We start from the raw sequence: 25,199 nt of genomic DNA, 5'->3' as shown, positions 1-25,199 counted from the left end.
CCGTCGTCCGGTTTCCGGCATAGTAATGACACTCGGTGCCAAAAAGCGAGGGGGCTTCTACCTGGCGAAGATGCGCCCCAGCGCCGGAGCCACGTCGCGATGGCCCCGCACCACCTCGAGGACGCCCCTGCCGCGGGCCGCCAGCTCACGACCCAGCTCGACGTCCTTCTCCCCGCTCGCGTCGAGCAGCACGTCCAGACGAGGCAGCCGCGCGGCGATCGGCCGCGGGTCGGGCCCGGCGTTGTGCACGCAGTCGGACAGCAGCAGCACCCGCGCATCGCGCACCGGCACGCGGCCGAGCTCGCGCTGCGCGAGCGCGAGCGGGAACCCCACGTTCGTGAGCCCTCGGGCCGGGATACGCAGCAGGCCGTCGAGCACGTCGCCGGGCGACACCGGGTCGCCGAGATGCAGCAGCACGGCCGCGTCGGACCAGAAGGCGACCACCGCGAGCGCCTCGTGCGCGAGCTCGGCGCTCAGCGCCCCCACCGTCGCCGCCGCCGTGCGCACGCGCTCGCCGCGCATCGATCCGGACACGTCGATCGCCAGCACCACCGCCCGTCGCGCGCGCACGCGGTCGCGCACCACGATGTCCTCGTCCTCCGGCACGGGCCGCTCGGCGAGCACCTCGATCGTGCGGTCGAGGTCGATGTCGTCCGATCCGCCGCGATACGGCAGGCTGCCGAGCAGGCCCGCCCCGCCGCGCACCGTCGCGCCGGTCCTCGGCCGCGGCATCGACAGCCGCGCGGCGATCTGCCGGGCGCGCGCCCGCACGAGCGGGTCGGGCTCGACCGCGTCGAGCTCGGCGGGCACCACCGACCCGCGCTCGTCGGTGAACACGCCGGCCTGTCCGCCCGGCCTGCCCCGGCCGCGGGACGCGCGAGCGGACCCCGCCGCCTGCAGCACGAGACCCGATCCGCCGGCCCCGAGCTCGTACTCGGTGGGCGGCTCGTCCAGCCGCTTCGGCCGTCTGCGCAGCGGCCGCGTCGCACGCGCGCCCTCCGACCGCCGCCGCAGGGGCGTGTCCGCCTCGACGCTCCTTCAGCCCGGCGCCGCGGCGTGCGGCTCGAGCAGGAACCGGTCCTCCCAGATCTCGCGCAGCACGCGCTCCGGCGTCGTCTCCGCCGCCTCGTCCACGTGGATGCGACCCGACAGCGCCACGATCATGCCGTCCAGCACGAGCGACGGGTACGCGTCCGCGTCGGGCTCGGCGACGTCGCGCAGCTCGGCGAGGCGCAGCGCGACGAGCGTCAGGTCGATGGCCCCGCGCACGCTCGATCCCTGTCGCACGTCGGGGTGCTCGCGGGTCGCACGGGTCACGGCGACGGCGTCGCGGACGAGGCGCTCAGCGAGCGGTCCCGTCGCGCCCGACCGCAGCTCGACGATCCGCTCCTCGGCGGGCGCGTCCTGATAGCCGACGGCCAGGCGGTTCAGCCGGTCGTGCACGCTGGTCGACAGCCGCGTCGTGCCGACGTTGTCGTACGGGTTCATCGACGCGATCACGCGGAACGTCGGCAGCGCCTCGATCCGCCCCACCCGCGGCACGGTCACGGCGCGATCTGCCATCGCGGTCAGCAGGGCGTTCAGGGTGTCCTCCGGCGCCCGGTTGAACTCCTCGATGTAGAGGAATCCCCCCGACTGCATCGCCTCGACGAGCGGACCGGGCACGAAGTTGTCGGCGCTGTAGTCCTCCCGCAGCACGCGGGCCGGATTGTGATGGCCGACGAGCTTCGCCGGCGTGAGATCCGCGTTGCCCTCGACGAACAGCAGCGGGATGCCCCACTCGGCGGCGATCGCCCCCAGCATCGTCGTCTTGCTCGTCCCCGGCGGTCCCTCGAGCACGAGGTCGCGCCCCGCCGCGACGGCCGCGAGGGCGAGCTCCAGCTCGCGCTCGCGGCCGACGAGGTGCGCGGCGATCCGCTCCCGGCTGGCAGCCAGGTCGGGATCGGTCGTGACCTCCTGGGCGGTCATTTGACGGCGGCTCCCGCGTCGACGGGCAGCGGCACGCCGGTGATGTATCGCGACTCGTCGGAGGCGAGGAACAGCAGCGCGTTCGAGATGTCGACCGCCTCCACCCAGGGGATGGGCAGGGCGTTCATCGTGATCGCCGCCTGCTGGAAGTCCTCGACCGTCGGGTCGTCGAGGTCGGGCCGGAACAGCCGGAACGTCGCCTCGTTGTTCACCATCGTCGTGTTCACCGTCGTGGGGTGGATGCTGTTGACCCGGATGAAGTCGGGTGCGAGCTCCAGCGCGAGCGTCCGCATCAGCCCCACGACGCCGTGCTTGGCCGACACGTAGTGCGAGATGTTCTCGTACGCGAAGAGCCCGGCGTCCGAGCTGGTCAGCACGATCGACCCGCCCCGGCCGCCGGCCTTGAGGTGCGGGATCGCCACCTTGCAGGTGCGCCAGACGCCCGTCAGGTTGACGTCGATCATGTCGTTCCACAGCTCCTCGGAGATGTCCTCCGAGTGCGCCATGGCCGTCGAGATCCCGGCGTTCGCGCTGACGATGTCGAGCCGGCCCAGCTGGGCGACGCCCTCGTCGACCGCCGCCTTCAGCTGGCCGGCGTCCCGCACGTCGGCCTTGGTCGCGACGATGCGCCGGTCGAGCGCCTCGACCTTCGCGACCGTCTCGGCGAGGTCCGCCTCCGTCGCCGGCGGATACGGCGCGCCGGGGATCTCGTCGCAGACGTCGATCGCGATGATGTCGGCGCCCTCCTGCGCGAGGCGCACCGCGTGCGAGCGCCCCTGTCCACGGGCCGCGCCCGTGATGAACGCGACCTTTCCCTCCACACGTCCCATGACGTGCTCCTCTCTTCATGGCGCGCTCGGCGCCTCCTCGGGGACGCCGCACCGGCGCCCTTGCCGCGCCAGGGCGCGGCGACGTGCTCGGATCACTTGATGGAGTAGCCGGCGTCGACCTTCAGCTCGGTGCCGGTGACGTAGCGCGCCTCATCCGACGCGAGGAACAGCACGGCGTTCGAGATGTCGACCGGCTCGACCCACGGGACGGGCAGCGCGTTCGTCGACTCGAAGACCGGCGCCGCCTGCTCCTTGGTGGGGTGCTCGACGTCGGGCAGGAACAGCTTGAACGTCGCCTCGTTCTGGATCATGTCGGTCGCCACCCCCGTCGGATGGACGGTGTTGACCCGCACGCGGTGCGGCGCCAGCTCGAGCGCGAGCGTGCGCATGATGCCCACGACGGCGTGCTTGCTGGCGGTGTAGGCCACCACGTTGGGCGTGCCCTTGAGACCCGCCGTCGAGCTCGTGAGGATCATCGACCCTCCCGTGCCCTGCTCGATCAGGTGCGGGATCACGGCCTTCGCCGTCAGCCACACGCCCTTCGCGTTGATGCTGTTGACGAGGTCCCACTCCTCTTCGGTGGCGTCCTGCGACTGGTCGCCGAACGCGAAGACGCCCGCGTTCGCCGACACGATGTCGACATGGCCGAGCTCGGCGACGCCCTCGTCCAGGGCCGCCTTCATGGCCCCGAAGTCGCGGACGTCCGCCTTGCGGGCGACGATGCGCCGGTCGAGCGCCTCGACCTGCGCCACCGTCTCCGCGAGGTCGTCCTCCGTCGCGCCGGCGTAGAAGCGCTCCATGCCCGGCAGCGCCTCGCACACGTCGATCGCGATGATGTCGGCGCCCTCCTGCGCCAGGCGCACGGCGTGCGAGCGTCCCTGCCCGCGCGCGGCCCCGGTGATGAACGCCACTTTCCCTTCGACACGCCCCATCGCGTGCTCCTTTCGTCGGGGCGCCGGAGGCGCCCGCCTCTCTCCTGTTCCCCTCCCTGGTACGCGTCCCCCGCAGACCACGATGGGCGTCGCTCACGCGACGCCCATCGGCTCAGGTCTTCGGCTCCTCGCGGGAGCCCATCATCTGCAAGAGGTGTTCCGGCGGCGCGAAGTCCGCGAGCGGGTTCACGTCGCACGCCGACACCAGCGGCGCGACGCGATCGCGCCGCTTGGAGATCGTCACCCGCACGGGCCCCATGCCGGTGCGCGGACGCTGCGCGGTGCCTCCCCGCGGCCGCGGCGGCTCGGTGCGGTGCGAGTGGTCGCCGGTCGGCTTGGGCTTCTGGCCCTTGCGGTCCGAGAGCGCCTGCTCGCCGTAGCCCTGCACGCACTCGGGGTCGGGTCCGTCCAGCGGAAGCCCGGTGAAGAACTTCGCCGCCATGCACCCGCCCTTGCACGTGTCGAAGAACTGGCACGAGGTGCACGCGCCGCCCGACTGCGGCGCCCGCAGCCGGGTGAACAGCTCGGACGAGCGCCACACCTCGCGGAAGCCGCCGGGCGCCCGCACCGTGCCCGCGAGGAACTCCTCGTGGATCGCGAACGGGCACGCGTACACATCGCCGATCGGGTCGATCAGGCACACCACGCGACCCGCGCCGCAGAGGTTGAGGCCGGGCAGCGTGCCCTCGCCGAACGCTGACAGGTGGAAGAACGAGTCGCCGGTGAGCACGCGGTCGCCGTGCGCGACGAGCCAGTCGAACAGCTCGCGCTGCTGCGCCATCGTGGGGTGCAGCTCGTCCCACACGTCCGCGCCGCGGCCGGAGGGGCGCAACCGCGTGAGACGCAGCTGCGCCCCGTACCGGTCGGCGATCTCCTTGAACTCGTCGAGCTGCGGGATGTTCTGCCGCGTGCAGACGACCGACAGCTTGAAGTTCTTCATCCCGGCGGCCTGCAGGTTCTCCATCGCGCGGATCGCGGTCTCGTACGAGCGCGGGCCGCGGATCCAGTCGTTGACCTCGGCGGTCGCGCCGTCGAGCGAGATCTGCACGTCCACGTAGTCGTTGGCGGCGAGGCGCTCGGCGATCTCGGGCGTGATCTTCACACCGTTGGTCGAGAACTTCACGCCGACGTGATGCGCGGTGGCGTAGTCGAGCAGCTCCCAGAAGTCGCTGCGCACGGTCGGCTCGCCGCCGCCGATGTTCACGTAGAACACCTGCATCCGCTCGAGCTCGTCGATCACCGCCTTGCACTCCTCGGTGGTCAGCTCGCGCGGGTCACGGCGGCCCGAGCTCGACAGGCAGTGCACGCACGACAGGTTGCAGGCGTACGTCAGCTCCCACGTCAGGCAGATCGGCGCATCGAGACCGCTCTCGAAGTGGTCGACGAGCCGCTTCGGCTGCGGCGGGGCGAGGGGGGCGTCCATCAGGGTCATCGTTCACGCTCCACGATCATGCGGGAGTCGGCGAGCGCGTTCAGCGCGCTCAGGTAGGTGGCGGTCGCCGGTCCCGTCACGCCCGTCGCGGCCAGGGCGGCGCGGGCGCTCGGCTGCTCCGCCAGCGCGCGCACCAGCCCGAGCAGGCGGCGGTCCTTCAGGAACGACAGCTTGCGCGTGCCGAAGTGGTACAGCAGCGCGCCGAAGGGCTCGGGGCGCACCGCCACCTGGGGATGGATGGCCCACGCCCGATCGGCATCGAATGCGGTCATGGCCACGGCTCAGTAGACGCCGCACATCCCGTCGATCGACACCTCTTCGATGAGGGCGTCGGCCTCGACGGGGGTCGCGGTCGTGTCGGTCGTCTCGCTCACGTTCGTGTCTCGGGACATCGTCGTCTCCTCGTCCGTCGCCCTCGTCGGCGACATCCATTGCGACCGTCGTCGATGACGGTCTACTGTGGCGCCGATGCTAATGGCACTCAGTGCCGATAGGAAGAGGGGTTTCCATGCCGGAACCCGACGGACGCGCTCCGACCCGAACCGGGCGAGCGTCCGCCACGTCAGCGAGCGAGCTCGGCCGCATCGGCCTCGAGCTCATCCTCGAACGCGGCTTCGACGCCGTGACGGTCGACGACATCGCCGCGCGGGCGGGCATCGGCCGGCGCACGTTCTTCCGCTACTTCGCCTCGAAGAACGACCTGCCGTGGGGCGACTTCGACCTGATGCTGCAGCAGCTGCGGGACCACCTGGCGGCCGCCCCGGACGACCTGCCGCTCGTCGACGCGCTGCGCGACGCCGTGGTGGGCTTCAACACCTATCCGGCGGCGGAGCTCGCCTTCCACCGCCGGCGGATGGCGGTGCTGCTGGAGACGCCCACGCTCGTCGCCCACTCGTCGCTGCGCTACGCGTCCTGGCGGCAGATCGTCGCCGACTTCACCGCCGAGCGCCTCGGCACGACGCCGTCGTCGCTCGTCGCGCAGATCGTCGGGCGCACGTGCCTCGCGATCGCCCTCGCGGCGTACGAGCGCTGGCTCGCGGACGACGACGCGGTGCTGCCGGACCTGATCGCGGAGGGCTTCGACGAGCTCGCCGACGCCTTCTCGGCGCGCGCCCTCGCGGGCAGCGCGGCGGCGGGAGGTGGCATGCCGTGAGCAGCGCGGAACGCGATCACGACGTGGTGATCGTGGGCGGAGGATCGGCCGGCGCCGTGGTCGCGGCCAGGCTGAGCGAGGACGCGGGCCGCCGGGTGCTGCTGCTCGAGGCCGGCGCCGCCCCGCGCAGCGAGCTCGACTATCCGCGCGAGGTGCGGGACGCCACGACGATCGCCGCCTCTGCGCCGGGCACCGCGCACGTCTGGTCGTACCCCGCCGACCTGGCCCCCGGCAGGCCGCACACGGTGGCGCGCGGCCGGATCCTCGGCGGATGCAGCGCTGTGAACGGCGGGTACTTCTTGCGACCCCGCCCAGAGGACCTGGCGGCGTGGGCCCAGGCGGGCGGCCCGGCCTGGTCCTGGGAGGGCGCGCTTCCCGCGATGCGCGCGCTCGAGACCGACCTCGATCACGGCGAGACCGAGCTGCACGGCGGCTCCGGGCCGATGCCCGTCGCCCGCGCGGCCCAGGACCATCCGGTGTCCGAGGCCTTCACCGCTGCCGCCCTCGAGGTGGGGCACGCCGCCGAGGCCGACAAGAACGCTCCGGGGCCGCCGGGCGTGGGGGCCGTGCCGCAGAACGTCGTCGCCGGCGAGCGCCGCAGCACGGCGCTGCAGTACGTGCTGCCCGCGCTCGCGCGGCCCGGCCTGACGGTGCGCGGCGGGGTGCGCGTCACCCGCGTGATCGTCGAGCAGGGGCGGGCCGTCGGCGTCGAGGCGCTCACGGATGCCGGCGCCGAGACGATCCTGGCCGACGAGATCGTGCTCGCCGCCGGCGCGATCGCCACGCCCCAGCTGCTGATGCTCTCGGGCATCGGGCCGGCCGACGCGCTGCGGGAGCTCGGCATCGCGGTGGTCGCCGACGTCCCCGGCGTCGGCGCGGGCTTCTCCGACCATCCCGACCTGGTGCTGCTATGGCGCCCGACCGTCGCCCTCCCGCCGACGGTGGGCGGGCCGTTCCCGGCGGCCCTCAACTTCGCCTCCGAGGCGGGCCCGGCCTCCGGCGACCTCGAGATTCTGCTGTCGACGCGACCGATGTCCGCCCTGTTCCCCGACACCGCGATGCCGGACGAGCATCCGCTGATCCTGGGGCTGCAGGCGCAGGAGGCTCGCGGCCGCATCCGGCTGCGCTCGGCCGACCCGCTCGAGCTGCCGGAGATCTCCTACGGATACCTGCAGTCAGGCCCCGACCGCGCGCTCGCGCGCTCAGGTCTGCGCGCCGCCGGAGAGCTGCTGCGCACCCGGGCATGGGCGGCCGTGTCGGACGGCGAGAGCGACCTCGACCGCGACACGCTCGCCGACGACGACGCGCTGGACGCCTGGGCCTTCGATCACCTCGGCACCGCCATCCACCTGTGCGGCAGCGCCCGCATGGGGACGCCTTCCGACCCCCTCGCCGTCGCCGACGGCGAGGGTCGCGTGCGAGGGGTCGACGGTCTCCGGATCGCCGACACCTCGCTGCTGCCGACCGCTCCGACGCGCGGTCCCGCCGCGGCGGCGGTGCTCGTCGGCGAGCTCGTCGCGCGTTTCCTGCGAGGAGAGGAGGCCGTCGTCCGCTGATCTCCCATCCATCGGCGGCTCCCCGCCTCTCCCCAGGCGGAACGAAGATCATCTCCCCATCGGAAAATCCGCACGACGACGTGCGGTCACACCCAGGAGGTCTGGTCGACGATGACCATCACCGACACCATCCCCGACGCCTTCCCCCGTTCGCCCGCGCCCTCCGCGCGAGCGGAGACCCGCCTCACGGCCGCCCAGCGGGTGCTCGCCGTGCTCGAGGTGTTCGACCACGAGCACCTGCTTCTCACGCTCAGCGAGATCTCGCGCCGGGCAGGCCTCAGCCTCTCCACGACGCACCGCCTCGTCGGCGAGCTGCGCGAGTGGGGTGCCCTCGAGCGAGCGGACGACGGCCGCTACGCGATCGGCATGCGCGTGCTGGAGCTGGGTGCGCTCGAGCCGCAGGGGCTGCGGCTGCGCAACGTCGCGCTGCCGTTCCTCGGCGACCTGCACGCCGCGGTCGCCGCCGACGTCACGCTCTCGGTGCGGGACGGCACCGACGTGGTCTACGTGGAGTTCCTGCGCTCGCGGCACGGCGCCCCGGTGCTGACGCGGCTCGGCGGCCGCTGGCCCCTGCACGCCACCGCCACCGGCCAGGTGCTGCTGGCCACCGCACGGCCCGAGCTGCAGGAGCGGGTGCTGACCGGACCGCTCAAGCGGTTCACGTCCAAGACGGTCGTGGACACCGCCGAGCTGCGGCGCACGCTCGCCGAGGTGCGACGCGTCGGCTACGCCGTCGTGGACGAGTCGATCACGGCCGGCGCGGTGGCGGTGGCGGTGCCGGTGCGCGGACCCGCCGATCGCATCGTCGCCTCGGTCGGCGTCACGATCCGGCGCGGCAGCTGTCCCCCCGAGTCGGCGCTGCCGGCTCTCGCGACCACCGCCCGAGCCATCTCGCGCGGCCTGGGCGCGCCGTCCGCCACGGGCCGCGCCCAGGTGTGACGGTACGTCGTCCACCTTGGCCGCGGCGCACATCCACCCGACAATCCCTCTTTGCGCCGAGAATGCATGCGGCACACGCATTCTCGGCGCAAAGTCGTATTCTCGCGGATCGGCGCCGTCAGGCCAGGACGGTCGCCAGGCGGCGCACCGCGAACTCGTAGCCCTGCACGCCCGCACCGACGATCACGGCGCTCGCGACGTCCGACAGGTAGGAGTGATGGCGGAACGGCTCGCGCGCGTGCACGTTCGAGATGTGCACCTCGACGAACGGCAGGCCGACGCCGGTGAGGGCGTCCCGCAGCGCGACCGAGGTGTGGGTGAAGGCGCCGGGGTTGATGACGATGCCGTCGCAGTCGGCCTTCGCCTCGTGGACGACGTCGATGAGGGCGCCCTCGTGATTGCTCTGGAACGCGCGGAGGTCGAAGCCGACGTCCTTCGCCGTCGCGGAGGCGAGGGCGAACACGTCGTCCAGGGTGTCGGTGCCGTAGACCCCCGGCTCCCGGGTTCCGAGCAGGTTGAGGTTCGGTCCGTTGACGAGCAGCAGACGGTTGTTCACGAGCGCTATGCCCCCTTCTCGATGCCGGCCATGCGCAGCGCGGTGTCGACCAGCGCGACGCGCTCGATCCCCCGCACCCGCGAGAGGGGGATCCACTCGGCCAGGTCGCTGGATCCGTCGACCTCGTGCGTGAGCGTGCCGCCCGTGATCGTCGCGCGGTAGACGATGCGCAGCGCGTGGAGAGGCCCGTTCGCATCGCGCGCGAGGCGCCTCTTGGCGGGGATCACGTGCGAGTCGACGCCGATCAGGCCGTCGAGCCGCACCTCGTAGCCCGTCTCCTCGCGCACCTCGCGGCGCGCGGCGTCGGCCGGGTCCTCGCCCGGCTCGAGGCCGCCGCCCGGCATGGACCAGGCCGGCACGCGCCCCTCGATCCATCGCGTCAGGAGCACCCGGTCCTGGTCGTCGACGATCACGCAGTAGGCGGCGACGCGCATGTCCATGGGGTCAGCCTAGCCATGGGCGCCGAGGGCGCAGCCCCCGTCAGAGCAGGATCGAGCTCGCGGCCTCCAGCACGCGGGCGGCGGCCGGCGACAGCGCGTCGGCGCGCCAGGCCACGTTCAGCTCGGCATCGGCCAGCGCCGCCACCTCGCCGGGGAGGCGCAGGGGCACGAAGGCGAGGCCGTCGCGGCGCATGATGGCCGCCGATGCGGGCACCAGCGCGTAGCCCATCCCCGCTGCGGCGAGCGCGAGGACGGTCGCGACCTGGCTCGCCGTGTGGGCGGGCGCCGACACCACTCCCGCGGCGAGCAGAATCCGCTGCGTGAGCTCGGAGAGGTAGCGCGCCTCGACGGGCCCGTACCCGATCAGGGGCGTGTCGGCGAGCTCTTCGAGCGACACGTCCGGCTCGCCGGCGGCGGGATGCGACGACGCGACGACCGCCACCATCGGCTCGGCGTGGATGCGGCGCACGTGGAGGCCGTCGCCGACCTCGGCCGGACGCAGCAGCGCGAGGTCCACGGCGCCGCTGCGCAGCAGTGCGAGCTGGTCGACGGTGACGTGCTCGCGCAGGTCGAGGGTGACGTCGGGCAGGGCCGCGCTGGCCGCTCGGACGATCTCGCCGAGCACGCTCTGCGCGGCGATCGAGGTGTAGCTGATCGAGACGATGCCGCCGAGGCCCTCCGCCGCCGCGTGCACCTCGGCGCGGGCTCGGGCCGTGAGCTCCAGGATGCTCCGCGCGTGGGGCAGCAGGGCGCTGCCCGCCGCCGTGAGCTGCACGCGCCGGCTGGTCCTTTCGAACAGCCGAGCGCCGAGCGCGCGCTCGAGGAGCTGGATCTGCCGACTGAGGGGCGGCTGCGTCATCCGGAGCCGCTCGGCGGCGGCGCCGAAGTGCAGCTCCTCGGCGACGGCGATGAAGCACTCGAGCTGGGCGAAGGTCGGCATCTATCCACAATCCAGAACAATGGGTTCAGATTATGATACGTCGCGACTTGATCCGCTCGACGCCCGCCGGGGTCGCTGCTGCGCGCCGGGGGCGAGCAGACCGGTCTCGTAGGCGGCGATGACGAGCTGAGCGCGATCGTGCGCGTGGAGCTTCGTCATGATGCGGTTCACGTGCGTCTTCGCCGTGTGCGGCGAGATGACCAGGCCGTCGGCGATCTCCTGGTTCGTGCGCCCACGGGCGACCAGCAGCAGCACCTCGCGCTCCCTGTCGGTGAGCCCCTCCAGGCGCTCGGCGCTCAGCGCGGGGGCGACGGGCTCGACGTGGCGTGCGATGAGGGCCCGGGTGGCCGTGGCGGAGAGCAGCGAGTCTCCGGCGTGCACCGCGCGGACGGCGCGGACGATGTCCTCGGGCTCCGCACCCTTACCGATGAACCCGCTCGCCCCGGCGCGCATGGCCGCGACCACGTAGTCGTCCTCCTCGAACGTGGTGAGGATCAGCACGCGCGTCTCGTCCGCGGCGGCGCCGCCGCAGATGAGGCCCGTGGCGGCGATCCCGTCGAGCCCGGGCATGCGGATGTCCATCAGCACGATGTCCGGGCGCAACGCCGCGGTGAGGGCGACGCCCTCCGCGCCGTCGACGGCCTGCCCGACGACGGTCATGTCCGCCTCGCCGTCGAGGATGTCGGTGACGGCCTGGCGGATGAGCGCCTGATCGTCGACGACGAGAACGGTGATCACGGGCGCTCCTTCGTCAGCGGCAGCCGCGCGTCGACCTTCCATCCGCCCGGCGCCGGCCCGACCTCGATCGTGCCACGGACGGCCGCGACTCGCTCCCGCAGCCCCGCGAGCCCGAAGCCGGACCCCGTCGCGTCGGCGGTCGGGACCTCGGCGGGCACCGGGTTCGTCACCACGACGGTCGCGGCGTCGTCGCCGACGGCGACAAGCACGTGCGCGCGATGCTCGGCGCCGTGCTTGTGCGCGTTGGTGAGCGACTCCTGCACGACCCGGTAGGCCGCGCGGCCGGGCGCACCGTCGACCGCCTCGACGGAGCCCTCGACGCGCACGGTCACGTCGAGTCCGACACGACGGAACGTGTCGGCCAGGTCGCCCAGCCGGTCGAGACCCGGTTGCGGTGCGGTGGTCGGCTCCTCGTCGTCGGAACGCAGCACCGACAGCAGGTCTCCGATCTCGCCCAGCACGGTGCGCGCGGCGCCCCGGATCGTGGTGAGGGCCTGCCTCGCCTTGTCGGGGCGCGCGTCGATGGCCGACGACGCGACGCCCGCGTTCAGGTTGATGACGGCGATCTGGTGCGCCACGGTGTCGTGCAGGTCGCGGGCGATCCTCAGCCGCTCCTCGGTCACCCGCCGCCGGGCCTCGGCCTCACGCGTGCGCTCCGCGCGCTCGGCGCGCTCCATGATGGCGGCGATGTACTCGCGACGCGACCGCGCCCCGTCGCCGGCCGCCGCCGCGAACGCGGCGATGAGGCCGAACTGCAGTACGCGCGGGTCGAACACGCTGCCGAACGTCGCGGGCAGGCTGAGCAGGATCATGGCGGGCACCGCGCACGCGGACACGGCGAGCGCTCGGCGCCTCGGGCCGCGCACGTTCACGTGGAACACCGCCACCGCCACCGCGATCCCCGCACCCGGGGAGAGCGTGCCCGCGACCGAGGCGCCCCCGAACGTCGCCACCAGCGCCGCCAGCGTGGCGATCGGCCAGCGCCTGCGCCAGGGCACGATGAGCACCGGCAGCAGGCAGAACACCCAGGCGACGGCGCCGGTGGGACGGAACTCCGCCACCGGCGCCGGCAGGAACGGCGAGGCGACGATGAAGACGCTCAGGACGACGTCGGGCAGCCACCTGAGGGCCCGCGCGCGGGGACGTCGCGCGGGGACGGTGCCGACCGCCGGAGTGTCCATCACGCCAGTCTGACGCGCACGCCGCCCCTTCGCGTCATGCGTCCGCGTCATTCCTCCGTACCGCGACCGCGGTACGGAGGTGTCCGCGCCGGGTGGACGCGCACCCGTGCGGACCGGACGAGGCTCGAGACAGCCGACCGATCCGCACACCGCGGAGTAGGCGTCACCCGAGGAGCACACATGACGAACACCCCGATCCTGTCGATCAGGGACGTGCACAAGTCCTATGGCCGGGGGCAGAACCGCTTCGACGCGCTGAAGGGGGTGAGCTTCGACATCGCGGAGGGCGAGTCGGTCGCGATCGTCGGCAAGTCCGGCTCCGGCAAGTCCACCCTGATGCACGTGCTGGCCCTGCTCGACGCGCCCACGGCCGGTGCCGTCGTGCTCGAGGGCGCCGACACCGCCGGCCTGCGCGGATCGCGCCTGAACAGGACCCGCAACAAGACGTTCGGGTTCGTCTTCCAGCAGTTCTTCCTCACCGGCAAGGACTCGGTGCTGGAGAACGTGGTCCTGCCGCTGAAGATCGCCGGCGTTCGACGCTCTGAGCGCCGCCGTCGCGGGCTCACCGCTCTCGAGCAGCTCGACCTCGCCGACAAGGCCAAGAACCGCGCGCTCGACCTGTCGGGCGGGCAGAAGCAGCGGGTGGTGATCGCTCGCGCCCTCGTGAACAACCCGAGGGTCATCTTCGCCGACGAGCCCACCGGCAACCTCGACTCGAACACCGGCGCGGTCGTGGAGGACATCCTGTTCGACCTGAACCGCGAGCACGGCATCACCCTCATCGTCGTCACCCACGACGAAGACCTCGCCGCACGCTGCGACCGCCGCATCCTCATCCGCGACGGTCTCATCGTCGAGGACGCCCGCCGGGGGGTGGCCGCGTGAACGCCCTCGACCTCGTCGGCTCGGCCGTCTCGAACACCTTCCGCTCCAAGACGCGCTCGATCCTGACGATCCTCGCGATCTTCGTCGGCGCGTTCACCCTCACCCTCACGAGCGGCCTGGGCACCGGCATCAACGCCTACATCGACGACACCGTGTCGGGGGTCGGGGCGTCGGACGCGATGACCGTGACGAAGGCCAGCGACAGCTCGTCCGACCCGCTCTCCGGCGGCTCGGAGCCGCGCGAGTACGACCCGGACGCGGTCTCGACGGGCGTCCCCGGCGGCACCGTCACCGCGCTGACGCCGGACGACATCGACGCGATCGAGCAGGTCGACGGCGTGCTGTCGGTCGACGCGATCCGCACCATCACGCCCGACTACATCCAGGTCGGTGACGGCGACCGGTACGTCGCGTCGGTCGGCAGCCTCGTGCCGGGCCAGACCACGGTGCTCGCGGCGGGCGCCGAGCCCGACCACGACGCCGCCGAGCTCGAGGTGGCGCTGCCCGAGGCCTACGTCGAGCCGCTCGGCTTCGACGGCGACACGGACGCGATCGGCCAGACGCTGACGATCGCGATCACCGACGCCGAGCGCACACAGCACACGGTCGAGGCCGAGATCGTCGGGGTGACGGAGGAGGCGCTCGCCAACCCCACCGGCTCGAGCATCCTCCTCAACGACGCGCTCGGCGACGCGCTGTTCGACGCGCAGAGCACGGGGCTGCCCGAGGAGCAGGCGGATCGCTACGCGTCGGCCACGGTCTGGTTCGATCCAGGCGCCACCGACGGGCAGATCCAGGCGCTCAAGGACGACCTCGACGAGGCCGGCTACACCGGCACCACGATCGCCGACCAGCTCGGGGCGATCACCGCGGTGATCGACGGGATCGTCCTCGTGCTCAACGCCTTCGCCGTCATCGCGCTGCTCGCCGCGGCGTTCGGCATCGTGAACACGCTGTACATGTCGGTGCAGGAGCGCACCCGCGAGATCGGCCTCATGAAGGCGATGGGCATGGGATCGGGGCGGGTCTTCACGCTGTTCAGCCTGGAGGCCGCGTTCCTCGGGTTCCTCGGCAGCGCGATCGGCGCCGGCGTGGCCATGCTCGCCGGCGCGGGCATCAGTGCCGCGCTCGCGGACGGGCTGCTGGCCGATCTGCCGGGCCTCACCCTCATCGCCTTCGACCCCGCGTCGATCGCGACCATCATCGTGCTCGTGATGGCCATCGCGTTCCTGGCGGGCACCCTGCCGGCGGCGCGCGCGGCGCGGGCCGACCCGGTCGAGTCGCTCCGGTACGAGTGAGCGCCGGTCTCCGGGACGGTCAGGGTTTCGCGTCCCTCCGGAGGCCCGGATGGGCGACGATGGGAGGGCGGCACGCGCTCACGCCGCCCGTCGACGACAGGGAGGGGGCCGACGATGCACACCATCGTCATCACCGGGGCGAGCGACGGGATCGGCGCGGCCGCCGCCCGGCAGCTCTCGGCGGGAGGGGTCAGGCTCGTCCTCGTCGGCCGATCGCCCGAGAAGACACGGGCGATCGCGGCCGAGACCGGCGCGGAGCACCACGTGGCCGACTTCTCGAGACTCGACGAGGTGCGCGCGCTCGCGGAGGCCCTCCGGGAGAGCTGCGATCGCATCGACGTGCTGGCGAACAACGCCGGCGGCATCTTCTCGGGGCCCACGACGACGACGGACGGCTTCGAGAAGACGTTCCAGGTCAACCATCTGGCGCCCTCCCTGCTCACGCACCTGCTGATCGACCGTCTGATCGACAGCCGTGCGTCGGTCGTGAACACCTCCAGCATCGGTGCGCGGCTCTTCGGCAACATCGACCTGGACGACCTGAACGACTGGCAGGACTTCTCGCCCAACCGCGCCTACGGCGACGCCAAGCTCGCGAACATCCTCTTCACCAAGGGGCTCCACGAGCGCTTCCACGACCGCGGGCTGTCGTCGGTGGCGTTCCATCCCGGCAACGTCGCGACGAACTTCGCCGCCGACACCGACAGCCCGCTGCGTCGGCTCTATCACGGCGCGCTCAAGGCGTTCCTCATCTCGCCCGAGCAGGGCGGCGCGCGCCTTCGCCACTTCATCGCCGGCCGGCCGGGCGACGACTGGAGATCCGGCGAGTACTACGGCTCGCCCGGCCGGATCGGCCGCACGAACAGGCAGGCGTACGACCCGGTGATGATCCGCGAGCACTGGCGGCGCAGCGCCGACATGCTCGGCATCGACTGGTGAGAGCGGGAGCCGCCGGCGCCTCAGCGCCGTCGCGGGCCGGTCAGGCGGCGGGCGAGTCGTCGTCCCGCGCCCACTCCTCGTCGGTCAGGCGGATCTCGGCGGTCATGTCCCGCAGGAAGCGGGTGACGACCGCGCGCTCGTCCGCCGTGAGCCGGGCCGCGGCGTAGAACCGCCGCGACTGCTGACGTCCCACGGTCTCCATCGCGGCGCGATGCGTCTCGGGCGTGATCGAGATGGCGAGCGCGCGCCGATCCGTGGGATGCGGGGCGCGCACGATGTGACCGCCCCGCTCCAGGCGGTCGAGCAGCTTGGTGATCGAGGCCGACGACATCCGCAGGTGCTGCGAGATGCCGCCGGGAGTGGCGATCCTCGACTGGTGCGCGCACACGATCAGGTAGTGCAGGGCGCGCATGTCGGTGTCGTTGAGCTGCATGTAGCGTCTCGAGGCCTCCGAGAGCCGCTGCTCCGCCTCGCGGAGCGCGCCCAGGGCCTCCATCAGCTCCGTGATCTGGCGGACGTCCTCCGCGGCCATGCCGCTGCGGTCGACGAGGGTCGCCATCGGGTCGCTGTGGTCGACGTCGTAGATCGCGGAGTCCGACACGCCGTCCTGGGTCACGGACGGCGACGTCGTCGTATCGCCCGCGGCGCCGCCGGCGATGCCATCGTCGTCGGTCATGAAACTGATATTACACCTCTGCTTTTTCATGCTAGGTTTATTTCTCGCCTGGTTAGCAAAAGTGTCCGCGAGCTGCCACGGCTGACGCACACCTCGGAAGGCTCGATCCCATGTCTCGGTCCACTCCTCCCACCCGTCGCGCCCGCACCCGCACCGGCGGCGTCTGGATCCGTGCTCTCGTGCCCGCCGCGCTGATCCTCGCCTGGCTCGTGGCGGCCGGGCTCGGCGGTCCCCTGTTCGGCAAGGTCAGCGAGGTGTCGTCGAACGATCAGACGACGTACCTGCCCTCCTCTGCCGAGGCCACCGAGGTGCAGGAGATCCTGGGCGACTTCAACGACACCGAGGCGATCCCGGCCATCGCGGTGTTCGTCGCGGACGAGGCGCTCTCCGACGCGCAGCTCGAGGCGATCGGCGACGCCGTCGCCTCGGCTCCCGACGTCGAGGGCGTGAGCGACGACGTCTCGCCGACCCTGACCTCCGACGACGGACAGGCCGTGCAGGCCTTCATCCCCATCTCGAGCGACGCCGAGCTCGGCGACACGGTCGAGGCCCTGGAGGCCCAGCTGGACGGCGACGCACCCGACGGCGTGTCCGTCTACGTCACCGGACCGGCCGGCTTCAGCGCCGACCTGGCGGCGGGCTTCGCCGGCATCGACGGGCTGCTCCTCGGGGTGGCGCTGCTCGCCGTGCTCGTCATCCTGGTGCTCGTCTACCGCTCGCTCCTGCTGCCCGTGGTGGTCCTCTCCACGAGCCTCTTCGCCCTCTGCGTCGCGCTGCTCACCGTCTGGTGGCTGGCGAAGGCCGAGGTACTGCTGCTCAGCGGGCAGACGCAGGGCATCCTGTTCATCCTCGTGATCGGCGCGGCGACGGACTACTCGCTGCTGTTCGTCTCGCGGTTCCGCGAGGAGTTGCGCACGACGCGGAACCGCGGCGCGGCGGTGATCGCCGCCTGGAAGGGATCTTTCGAGCCGATCGTGGCCTCCGGCGGCACCGTGATCGCCGGCCTGCTCTGCCTGCTGCTGAGCGACCTGAAGTCGAACAGCACGCTCGGCCCCGTCGCCTCCATCGGGATCGTCTTCGCCATGCTGGCCGCCCTCACCCTGCTGCCCTCGCTCCTGTTCCTCTTCGGACGCGCGGCGTTCTGGCCCCGGCGCCCGAGGTTCGAGCCCGAGGTCGTGGCGGAGGAGGCCGGCATGCCGGGGCGGGGCCTCTGGACGAAGGTCGCCCGCCTCGTCCGCCGTCGCCCCCGCGCCATCTGGGTCGTGACCACGGTCGTCCTCCTCGTCGGTGCCGCGGGGGTCACGCAGCTGAACGCCTCGGGCGTCCCGCAGTCCGACCTGGTGCTCGGGTCGTCGCAGGCGCGTGACGGGCAGGCCGCGCTGGGCGAGCACTTCCCCGGCGGCTCCGGGAGCCCGGCGTACGTCGTCGTCGCCGAGGACCGGCTGCAGGAGGCAGCCGACGTGCTGCTCGCCGACGACGGCGTCGACTCGGTCGCCGTGACGGCATCCGACTCGCCGAGCGGCACGGCACCCGTGACCGAGGACGGCATCCAGGCGGTGGGCGCACCGGGCAGCGCGGCTCCCGCGCCGACGGTGGTCGACGACCGGGTCCTGCTGCAGGCCACGCTCACGGACGCCGCCGACTCGGATGCCGCGGCGGAGACGGTCCGCGAGCTGCGGACCGGACTGCACGGGATCGATGCGCTCGTCGGCGGCGTCACCGCCACCGCGGTCGACACGAACGATGCCTCCATCCACGATCGCAACCTCATCATCCCGATCGTCCTCGGCGTGATCCTGGTGATCCTGATGCTGCTGCTGCGCTCGGTGCTCGCGCCCGTGCTGCTCATCCTGACGACGGTGCTGTCTTTCGGCACCGCCATGGGGGTGTCCGCGCTCGTCTTCAACGGCGTCTTCGACTTCCCCGGCGCCGATCCCGCCGTGCCGCTCTACGGGTTCGTCTTCCTCGTCGCCCTCGGCATCGACTACAACATCTTCCTGATGACGCGCGTCCGCGAGGAGTCGACGAAGCACGGCACGCGCGACGGCGTGGTGCGCGGGCTCGCGATCACCGGCGGGGTCATCACGTCGGCGGGGGTCGTGCTCGCCGCGACGTTCGCGGCGCTGTCGGTGATCCCGATCCTCTTCCTCGCCCAGCTCGCGTTCATCGTCGCGTTCGGCGTGCTCCTCGACACGTTCGTGGTGCGTTCGCTGCTCGTGCCCGCGCTCGCCTACGACCTCGGCCGCGCCGTGTGGTGGCCGTCGAAGCTCGCCCGACGCGAGCAGTGACGCCCGCGCCCAGGCGCGGGGCCGTTTGACCCTGTTCCCCCCACACGGTGTGGAATGGTCGTCGTCGCCGGGCGCGCGACGACGACACACAGGGGGTCCCGCACATGCCGAAGCCGAAGAGACTGTTGTCCGTCGTGACCCTCGCGGCGCTGGCGGCCCTCACCGCCGGGTGCACGGCCCCGGGTGGCGCGGCGGCGACGCGGCCGAGTGCTGAGGCAGGCGCGCCGGAGGCGTCGGCGCCGAGTGAGGGGCTGCCGGGCGACGTCGAGGCCGCGCTGGTCGAGCTCGAGGAGCGGCACGACGTCACGGTCGGGGTCAGCGTGCACTCGGCGCAGGGTGCGGAGCTCGCCTACAACGCGGACGAGCGCTTCGGCTACGCATCGACGCTGAAGGCGTTCGCCGGGGCCGCCCTCCTGGCGACGCTGTCGGCCAGCGGACGATCGGCGACGGTGACGTGGACGCAGGACGATATCGACGCCGCCGGATACTCGCCCGTGACGACGGCGCATCTGGGCGACGGGCTGTCCCTGGCGATGCTCGCCGAGAGCGCGGTGCGGGAGAGCGACAACACGGCGATGAACCTGGTGATGCGGGCGATCGGCGGCCCCGGTGGGCTCGAGGCGTTCCTGCGCTCGCTGGGCGACGAGCACACCCTCGTCAGCGCCGAGGAGCCGGAGCTGAACGACAGCGCCCCGGGTGAGCCTGCGCACACCACGACGCCCGACGCGTTCGCCGCCGCGCTGCAGGCGGTGTTCGAGGACGACCACCTCTCCGCGGACGACGCGCTCACGCTCGAGGAATGGATGTCGGGCAACGCGACGGGCGATGCGCTGATCCGTGCGAGCGCCCCCGCCGACTGGGAGGTCGCGGACAAGTCCGGCGGCGCGGGCGGCGTGCGCAACGACATCGCCGTGGTCACGACGCCGGCAGGAGAGCGGCTCTTCGTCGCCATCCTGACGGCGACGAACGATCCTGACGCGAGCTATGACGACGCGGTCGTCGCCGAGGCGGCGAGCGTCGTCTTCGAGGGCATCGCCCGCCGCTGACGAGACCGCTAGTCCCTTGCCGTGACGGCGTCCGCGCTCAGCATCGCCGCGATCGAGTCCGCCTCAGACTCGATCGTCGCCGATTCCACGAGATCACCCGCCTCATCGGAGAGAAGCTCGACGAGGCCGTCGAGATAGTCCTGGGCGTCGCCGGACTCGTAGATGGCCGCGCTGAGCTCGTCGAGTGAGGACTCGTAGAGTGCTGCGAACTCCTCGTTCTCCAGGAATCGCGTGACCAGCACGTTCTCCCCGCCCATGCCCGCTCCCCCCGGTCCCCCCTGGGCGTCTCGATCGCCCTCCTGGCCGTCCGCCGGTGCGTCCGTGGGAAGGCCGTCGGGCTGCTCGGCGCCATCGGGGAGGTCTTCCGCTTCCGGCGGCGTCATGCCGCCCTCGGACGGACCGCCTCCTTCTGGCCGACCGCCCTGCTGCGGGCCCCCGCCGCCGGGCGCCCCGCCGAGACCTCCATAGGAGAGATTCTGGTCCCACGCCACGACCGTCATGAGTCCGGTGTCCGGGTCGTAATGCAGGTACGAGTTGTTTCCCGGGCCGTCGATGTCGTCCGAGTTCGCGACGAGGTCCTGGACGGCGAGGTAGTCCGCGAACGAGTCGACGTCGAGATAGTCCGACAGCTGTGACGCGAGCTCTTCGTCCGAGGCGTTGTTGATGAAGTCGAGGAACTCGATCAGCGGGGCGTACGCCTGGTCCTCGGGGAGATCGTCCGCGTCGAACTTCACGTCGAAGACGTCCAGGTAGTCTGCGCTGTCGTCACCGCGATAGGAGTAGTCGCCGTCGGAATCCGCCTTGTAGGTGATCCCGGTGCCGCCGAAGGCGTCGTCGTTCCAGCCCTCGTCATCGGGGACGTCGATCACGAGGCGCAGCTGTTCGTCGCTGCCGTTCACGCTGAGTCGGGTGTACGCCGCCTGCTCGCCGGCGACCCCGGCTTGCTCGATCACCTGGAGCGCGACGGCCTCGTTCAGCGAGGTCTCGGAGTTGTTGCCCCTGACCACGAAGTCGCTCCGACCGGCGTACTCCTGACCGTCGACGTACTTGTCCAGGCGGATGAGCCACGGGAGCCCCGCGGGGTCGTCCGCGGACACCGACCCGTCGCCCTCATCGAACCCGCCGTCCGGCGCGCCCCCCGCTCCCGCGTCCTCACCCTCGTCGGCGTCCTGCTCGGTGCCGTCCTCCTCACCGGCATCACCAGGCTCCGCTCCGCTCGACTGGTCCCCGGAGAGACCCCTGAGACTGGAGTTCCCCTTCAGGCGCAGGCCGACGTCCTCGAAGGTCTCACCGTCGATCGTCACCGTCGCGGTGATCCAGTCCTTGTCGCCCGTCTCGGCATACGCGTCGATCATCGCCTGATAGTCGTCCTCGTCGTAGACGATGTCGATCGTGTGCACCTCGTCCATGTCGAAGAACGTCGAGGACGCGGACGAGTCGCCGGTCTGCGAATCGGTCGCGGAACACCCCGCGACGACAAGGGAGGTGGCGAGCAATCCGACCGAGAGCCAGACTCCTCGCCTCATCACCCGGTTGTGCGTCCGCATGCGATCTGACAGCATCTCGATCCTCTCGTCGGGTCCCTCGTCGCTTCGGTGCGCGGACTCGCAGCACGTTCGCGCACCGGCGCGATGCGCGCAGAAGACCGCCGGCCCGCGTGCCGGCGAGGGATCTCGGCAGCTGTTCGGCGGGCGCTCACGGCAAGGACGCTCCTATTCACGCAGCATCCGATTTGTGACCGCGATGAGACGCCTTGGGGGCGGCGCAGAACCCGATCGCGAGGGAAGCGGATGAGGTCCGGTCTCCTGATCGCGCTGACCATCGCGCGGCCTCGCAACCGATCGCGCGGGACGTCTGTCATGCGGCAGTCGACCGCCGAAAGCTCGCGACGCGAGGATGTCGCGGGATCGCGGAGGTGAGGAACGGCCCCGTCGAGACCGGAGCAGGTCGAGAAACTGTGGAGCCTAGGAGATTCGAACTCCTGACATCCTGCTTGCAAAGCCTCCTATTAGGCATAAAAAGCCCAGGTGGGAGGCACTTTCTAAAATAGCCAGGGCACATTTCGGGCACAAATTTACGGCAGTACGGCCATGAGCACCGCACCAGCTGCTTTGCCGTACCTGCGCCGCTCCATGCTGCAGCCGCGCACTGGTGGCAAAATCACTACCACCTCAGTCCGGCGACTTAGGAGGGAACACAGCACATGAAACCCGGTGACCAGCGTGATGCGTCCCGCATCTACTACGAGGATCAGAGCGACTGGTCGACCGAGGACTTCTACGCTCTGTGGCGCTACTTCAACAGGCTTGCGCAGTACGTCGGACCTACGCCATACGAAGCGCAGCACCCGGAGTCGCGGACCGCACGGATCCAAGCGAAGCGAACTGGCAAGCGGGACGAAGAACTCGCCAGCCTCGATCTCGACCGGATGTCGTTGAGGGCGCGGTACCTACTCAAGCACGTACTGATCCACACCCAGCGTTGGGAGCTCGCGCTCCACCGATTCCCGAACCTCGCTGGCCTGGAAACGGTAAGCCCGCTGGAGGACCCAATATACCTTCGCGACTCGCCGCGGTTCACCTATCGATACCTCACCGACATGGGCATCTACTTGTAAGTACAGGGGAGATTACGACGGCCTCCGTTGGCTGCACGTGATCTTCTCCTGGGCATGGCGTGTATCCGGTCGTTGTTCTAGTTCGTCGACTTGTTGGGAACTAGGTAGTGCGGACCGACCAGACCAATATGCATCTTCCTAGTGGGACCTTTGGTGTCGTCGTAGAAGTAGACGCGTGGCGCGAGATTCCCGCCGCCCTCGGAGATCTTCAGATGCGCGAGCATGGTGATCTCGCCGGCCGGATTGACATCCGGGTCCACCCCGAAAACGCGGGTCTTGCTCAACCTGTCGCTGTTCTGAACCGTCTCGCTCTCGGTCATCGACAGCTTCTTGCTTGTCGCCGGCCACCCGAGCAGTGGACCCGAAGCACACCAGTCCCAGAATCCTCCCCGGTCCCAACCGCCTGCACGGTCCTCGGCGTAGGCGGCGAGGGCGCGAAGCCCGCGCCAGGTCTTGTTCCCCCAGTTGTATGCCTCCGGCGCAGTATCGATGTCGTCGAGTTCGCGGATCGCCGAGTCCGGTAGCGCGACCCAATCAGAAAGGTAGATCTGAGCGGCCATCGCGGCTTCCGAGGTGTATTGCACCTCATCGGGAATCGAGCCTGCGTCCTCGTGCTGGGTTCCCCACAGCAGGTCCGCTAGGCCGGCGGCGATCAGCTCCTGCTTGAGGCGTGCCAGGTGGCCGTTCGCGCTAACGAGCTCTCGCTCCAAGGCGCTCTGCTCATCACGAGCCACTCCAAACTCGAACTCCCACTGCTCGCGCGCAACGAGCAGCTCCTTGGCGGGGATCATTCCGTCGAGAGCTTCTACCGGCAGGCCGTTCTGCTCGCCGAAGACGCGGAAGGCGTCAGGGACCCGACGCCTAGTTGAGAGCTGCGTGACGGAGTACACGATCCGGTCCACAGTGGCGCGTGTGGATTCTTCGAGTCGGGATCGAACGTAGTAACGGTGTCTCCACCCTTCTGATTCCGCGGTCACGACTCCAGGTGCATATACCCGAACGCCACCGTCCCAGATCGCCAGCGAACCGAACTTGCCCCGCAGTGCATTGACTGCGTTCCAATCGAGCGTGATGACAACGGCAACCCCCTCGGCGCGCGCCGCGATATTGCCCGCCGTGCGCAGCCATGTCCCATCGTGGTGGCCGTTGGGTTCGGCGCAAACGATGATTGGAAGCGTCCGGTCGGGGTTCGCGAGCATCTCAACCAGGATGTCGATCCCGTTCGCTGGCATCGCCAGGGCCCCAGTCAGCACGCCACTGCCGCCGATACGCGGCTTCTCGGCCATCTCCAACAGTTCGTGCACGATCTTGGGACGCCCGACGGATACACGGCGCGCGAGGTCGTCGGAAGACATGCTCAGCTCGACGAGTGCGTGCACTCCTTCATCATCGGCAACGATACGTATCGCCGTGACCCATTCAGTCGCATCGCCCGGAACCTGGTCAGTCACCGTGACCTCGAAGGCCTCCGAGCCGATCGATCGGACGGCCAGTTCTCTACACCGGCCCTGCGAGACCTCGAAGTCCCTCCGGCCATCCACCAAGGGCGCAGGATCGTCGGATTCCTGGACCCATCCTGCAACGAGTTTCCTGAGCCCATCGACAGTTTCAGAGTCGCGCGCCGACGCGGCATCCGACCACACTGCCCGATAGAGAGTACTCATGCACCGACGTTACCGGAGCCCGATGACCGGCATCTATGGATATGCAGCAACGAGCGCAGCTCTGGCGTGATCCAGCGGGCTCGATCTGACTCAGTTCCGGTTCAACCCGTGCTTACGCGAGTCCAGGGCGTTCTTAAAGTGACTCTCGGTTTCGTCGATCACGCGTGTCGGCGTCGCCGGGTCGAAAACTCGCAACAGTGAGAATCGGAACGTCGAAGGGTCAACACTGCGCAGCTCGACGTTGCCGCCGTGACCGTTGGCCGCGTAGGCGCTCCATCGCTGACAAATACTCTCCGCACCGTCGGCTTTGCCGACATACTGTCGGCCGTCACGTGTGTCGGTGATGAGGTAGATCCCGACCACAGAGGAGAGCGCTGTTCGCCAGGCCGCATAGCGGTGCTCGCGCATGACTGCTTGTAGCTGCGAACGATCAAGGACGAGGCGGTCGAAGCCGGGAAACGGCACCGGCTGTGCGTCGGCGATCTCCATGACCGGGTAGCGGCCAGCCGTCGGCCCGTTGAGCCGCCAGGTGCGCGGGGACCTCCAGCCGATCACGAGCCGGTTTCTGAGGTCGGCGAGGTGCTCGGAGACGACAAGATCGAAGGTGCGCAGCATCCCGTCGTTCGAGATCTCGCCGCGATTCTCCACAACCGACCAGAGCCGGGCCCTATCCCCGCCTTCGCGGATGAACACGGCCCAGAGCCTGGGCGGCTCCGTCGGGAAGATCCGCGGCTTCGACGACTGCTGGCTCGTGTACGCGAGGATCTCCTGGTCAGTCGAATCTGCGTGGATGCCCTGCAGTCCAGTGTCCTCATGCTCTTTGACAAAGGCATGGCGGATCACTTGCGCGCCGGACGGCTCGATGCCGGCGCTGTCGAGGATGGAGCCGAGAGTGAGGGTCATCGAGATTGCCTTGAGATCACTTGAGCTCAAGCTTCAGGCCGAGTGCTTGCGCAATCTTGGCGATGGTGGCGGTCGTGACATCGTTGTTGCCCTCGACGCGAGCGATGGTCGGACGTGAAACTCCTGCTCGCTCGCCGAGCTCGACCTGCGACCAGCCTTGCTTCTTCCGAGCGTCACGAATGACGTCGCCAAAGCTCTGTTGCACCTCGTCGCTCATG

General features: G+C 70.6%; 26 protein-coding genes. 9 read left to right on the top strand and 17 right to left on the bottom strand.

Features of this window, described 5'->3' with window-relative positions; genetic code table 11:
- Nucleotides 1-57 precede the first annotated feature (57 nt).
- The 7 genes from K5S26_RS07430 to mftA form a co-directional block, all read right to left on the bottom strand.
- On the bottom strand, nucleotides 58-837 hold the full coding sequence (locus K5S26_RS07430) for a vWA domain-containing protein (RefSeq protein WP_221857328.1): 780 nt from the start codon (nucleotides 835-837) through the stop codon (nucleotides 58-60).
- A gap of 201 nt (nucleotides 838-1,038) precedes the next feature.
- Nucleotides 1,039-1,968 carry an AAA family ATPase gene (locus K5S26_RS07425; RefSeq protein WP_221857327.1) on the bottom strand — a complete coding sequence of 310 codons (930 nt, stop codon included), beginning with the start codon at nucleotides 1,966-1,968 and terminating at the stop codon, nucleotides 1,039-1,041.
- A complete protein-coding gene (locus tag K5S26_RS07420; RefSeq protein ID WP_221857326.1) occupies nucleotides 1,965-2,798 on the bottom strand; it encodes a mycofactocin-coupled SDR family oxidoreductase in 834 nt (277 codons plus the stop codon). The genes K5S26_RS07425 and K5S26_RS07420 overlap by 4 nt, the downstream gene beginning before the upstream one ends.
- Before the next feature lie 92 nt (nucleotides 2,799-2,890).
- Nucleotides 2,891-3,730, bottom strand: coding sequence for a mycofactocin-coupled SDR family oxidoreductase (locus K5S26_RS07415; protein WP_221857325.1), 840 nt, complete (start codon nucleotides 3,728-3,730; stop codon nucleotides 2,891-2,893).
- 112 nt (nucleotides 3,731-3,842) lie between these two features.
- A complete protein-coding gene (gene mftC / locus K5S26_RS07410) occupies nucleotides 3,843-5,153 on the bottom strand; it encodes a mycofactocin radical SAM maturase (protein WP_246603702.1) in 1,311 nt (436 codons plus the stop codon).
- Between the two features lie 5 nt (nucleotides 5,154-5,158).
- Complete coding sequence (gene mftB / locus K5S26_RS07405) at nucleotides 5,159-5,434, bottom strand: mycofactocin biosynthesis chaperone MftB (protein WP_221857323.1); 276 nt, start codon at nucleotides 5,432-5,434, stop codon at nucleotides 5,159-5,161.
- Between the two features lie 9 nt (nucleotides 5,435-5,443).
- Nucleotides 5,444-5,554 carry a mycofactocin precursor MftA gene (mftA, locus tag K5S26_RS07400; RefSeq protein WP_221857322.1) on the bottom strand — a complete coding sequence of 37 codons (111 nt, stop codon included), beginning with the start codon at nucleotides 5,552-5,554 and terminating at the stop codon, nucleotides 5,444-5,446.
- A gap of 116 nt (nucleotides 5,555-5,670) precedes the next feature.
- On the opposite strand from mftA, the gene mftR reads away from it, so the two are divergent.
- The 3 genes from mftR to K5S26_RS07385 all read left to right on the top strand — a co-directional run bounded on the left by mftR (nucleotide 5,671) and on the right by K5S26_RS07385 (nucleotide 8,810).
- The gene (gene mftR / locus K5S26_RS07395; protein WP_221857321.1) at nucleotides 5,671-6,315 is read left to right on the top strand and encodes a mycofactocin system transcriptional regulator MftR; all 645 of its coding nucleotides are present in this window, start codon (nucleotides 5,671-5,673) and stop codon (nucleotides 6,313-6,315) included.
- On the top strand, nucleotides 6,312-7,871 hold the full coding sequence (gene mftG, locus K5S26_RS07390) for a mycofactocin dehydrogenase MftG (RefSeq protein WP_221857320.1): 1,560 nt from the start codon (nucleotides 6,312-6,314) through the stop codon (nucleotides 7,869-7,871). The genes mftR and mftG overlap by 4 nt, the downstream gene beginning before the upstream one ends.
- Before the next feature lie 111 nt (nucleotides 7,872-7,982).
- A complete protein-coding gene (locus tag K5S26_RS07385; protein ID WP_221857319.1) occupies nucleotides 7,983-8,810 on the top strand; it encodes an IclR family transcriptional regulator in 828 nt (275 codons plus the stop codon).
- Nucleotides 8,811-8,928: 118 nt separating this feature from the next.
- On the opposite strand, the gene aroQ is transcribed toward K5S26_RS07385, so the two are convergent.
- From aroQ to K5S26_RS19150, 5 genes are read right to left on the bottom strand one after another with little or no spacing between them, the layout of a single operon-like run.
- A complete protein-coding gene (aroQ, locus tag K5S26_RS07380) occupies nucleotides 8,929-9,366 on the bottom strand; it encodes a type II 3-dehydroquinate dehydratase (protein WP_221857318.1) in 438 nt (145 codons plus the stop codon).
- A gap of 5 nt (nucleotides 9,367-9,371) precedes the next feature.
- Nucleotides 9,372-9,806: an NUDIX hydrolase gene (locus K5S26_RS07375; RefSeq protein WP_221857317.1), complete on the bottom strand. Its 435-nt coding sequence runs from the start codon at nucleotides 9,804-9,806 to the stop codon at nucleotides 9,372-9,374.
- Between the two features lie 40 nt (nucleotides 9,807-9,846).
- A complete protein-coding gene (locus K5S26_RS07370; protein ID WP_221857316.1) occupies nucleotides 9,847-10,746 on the bottom strand; it encodes a LysR family transcriptional regulator in 900 nt (299 codons plus the stop codon).
- 30 nt (nucleotides 10,747-10,776) lie between these two features.
- Entirely contained in the window at nucleotides 10,777-11,484 is a 708-nt protein-coding gene (locus K5S26_RS07365) for a response regulator (protein WP_221857315.1), read from the bottom strand.
- Complete coding sequence (locus K5S26_RS19150; protein ID WP_221857314.1) at nucleotides 11,481-12,665, bottom strand: sensor histidine kinase; 1,185 nt, start codon at nucleotides 12,663-12,665, stop codon at nucleotides 11,481-11,483. Before K5S26_RS19150 ends, K5S26_RS07365 begins: the two co-directional genes overlap by 4 nt.
- 180 nt (nucleotides 12,666-12,845) lie before the next feature.
- Between K5S26_RS19150 and K5S26_RS07355 the strand changes: the two genes are divergently transcribed.
- The 3 genes from K5S26_RS07355 (at nucleotide 12,846) to K5S26_RS07345 (ending at nucleotide 15,787) form a co-directional block, all read left to right on the top strand.
- Nucleotides 12,846-13,550, top strand: a complete 705-nt coding sequence (locus tag K5S26_RS07355) for an ABC transporter ATP-binding protein (protein WP_221857313.1) — start codon at nucleotides 12,846-12,848, stop codon at nucleotides 13,548-13,550.
- On the top strand, nucleotides 13,547-14,848 hold the full coding sequence (locus tag K5S26_RS07350; RefSeq protein ID WP_221857312.1) for an ABC transporter permease: 1,302 nt from the start codon (nucleotides 13,547-13,549) through the stop codon (nucleotides 14,846-14,848). The genes K5S26_RS07355 and K5S26_RS07350 overlap by 4 nt, the downstream gene beginning before the upstream one ends.
- Before the next feature lie 114 nt (nucleotides 14,849-14,962).
- Nucleotides 14,963-15,787, top strand: coding sequence for an SDR family NAD(P)-dependent oxidoreductase (locus K5S26_RS07345; protein WP_221857311.1), 825 nt, complete (start codon nucleotides 14,963-14,965; stop codon nucleotides 15,785-15,787).
- 40 nt (nucleotides 15,788-15,827) lie between these two features.
- Here K5S26_RS07345 and K5S26_RS07340 read toward each other — a convergent pair whose 3' ends face one another.
- Nucleotides 15,828-16,463 carry a MarR family winged helix-turn-helix transcriptional regulator gene (locus tag K5S26_RS07340; RefSeq protein WP_221857310.1) on the bottom strand — a complete coding sequence of 212 codons (636 nt, stop codon included), beginning with the start codon at nucleotides 16,461-16,463 and terminating at the stop codon, nucleotides 15,828-15,830.
- A 110-nt stretch (nucleotides 16,464-16,573) separates the two neighbouring features.
- Here K5S26_RS07340 and K5S26_RS07335 point away from each other — a divergent pair, with 110 nt between their 5' ends.
- Nucleotides 16,574-18,751 (top strand): MMPL family transporter, encoded by a 2,178-nt coding sequence (locus K5S26_RS07335; RefSeq protein WP_221857309.1) that lies wholly within the window; start codon nucleotides 16,574-16,576, stop codon nucleotides 18,749-18,751.
- Between the two features lie 104 nt (nucleotides 18,752-18,855).
- Nucleotides 18,856-19,797, top strand: a complete 942-nt coding sequence (bla, locus tag K5S26_RS07330; RefSeq protein WP_221857308.1) for a class A beta-lactamase — start codon at nucleotides 18,856-18,858, stop codon at nucleotides 19,795-19,797.
- A gap of 8 nt (nucleotides 19,798-19,805) precedes the next feature.
- Here bla and K5S26_RS07325 read toward each other — a convergent pair whose 3' ends face one another.
- Nucleotides 19,806-21,206: a CotH kinase family protein gene (locus K5S26_RS07325; protein WP_221857307.1), complete on the bottom strand. Its 1,401-nt coding sequence runs from the start codon at nucleotides 21,204-21,206 to the stop codon at nucleotides 19,806-19,808.
- Nucleotides 21,207-22,000: 794 nt separating this feature from the next.
- Between K5S26_RS07325 and K5S26_RS07320 the strand changes: the two genes are divergently transcribed.
- Complete coding sequence (locus K5S26_RS07320; protein WP_221857306.1) at nucleotides 22,001-22,414, top strand: hypothetical protein; 414 nt, start codon at nucleotides 22,001-22,003, stop codon at nucleotides 22,412-22,414.
- Between the two features lie 77 nt (nucleotides 22,415-22,491).
- Here K5S26_RS07320 and K5S26_RS07315 read toward each other — a convergent pair whose 3' ends face one another.
- From K5S26_RS07315 to K5S26_RS07305, 3 genes are all read right to left on the bottom strand, one after another.
- Complete coding sequence (locus tag K5S26_RS07315) at nucleotides 22,492-24,078, bottom strand: hypothetical protein (protein WP_246603701.1); 1,587 nt, start codon at nucleotides 24,076-24,078, stop codon at nucleotides 22,492-22,494.
- A gap of 90 nt (nucleotides 24,079-24,168) precedes the next feature.
- On the bottom strand, nucleotides 24,169-24,981 hold the full coding sequence (locus tag K5S26_RS07310; RefSeq protein ID WP_221857305.1) for a GIY-YIG nuclease family protein: 813 nt from the start codon (nucleotides 24,979-24,981) through the stop codon (nucleotides 24,169-24,171).
- Nucleotides 24,982-24,997: 16 nt separating this feature from the next.
- The gene (locus K5S26_RS07305) at nucleotides 24,998-25,198 is read right to left on the bottom strand and encodes a helix-turn-helix domain-containing protein (RefSeq protein WP_246603700.1); all 201 of its coding nucleotides are present in this window, start codon (nucleotides 25,196-25,198) and stop codon (nucleotides 24,998-25,000) included.
- Nucleotide 25,199 lies beyond the last annotated feature (1 nt).

The sequence above is a fragment of the Microbacterium marinilacus genome, from assembly GCF_019753765.1.
In the GTDB taxonomy this organism is placed as follows: Bacteria; Actinomycetota; Actinomycetes; order Actinomycetales; family Microbacteriaceae; genus Microbacterium; species Microbacterium marinilacus.
This window is presented reverse-complemented; position numbering and strand designations above follow the sequence as displayed.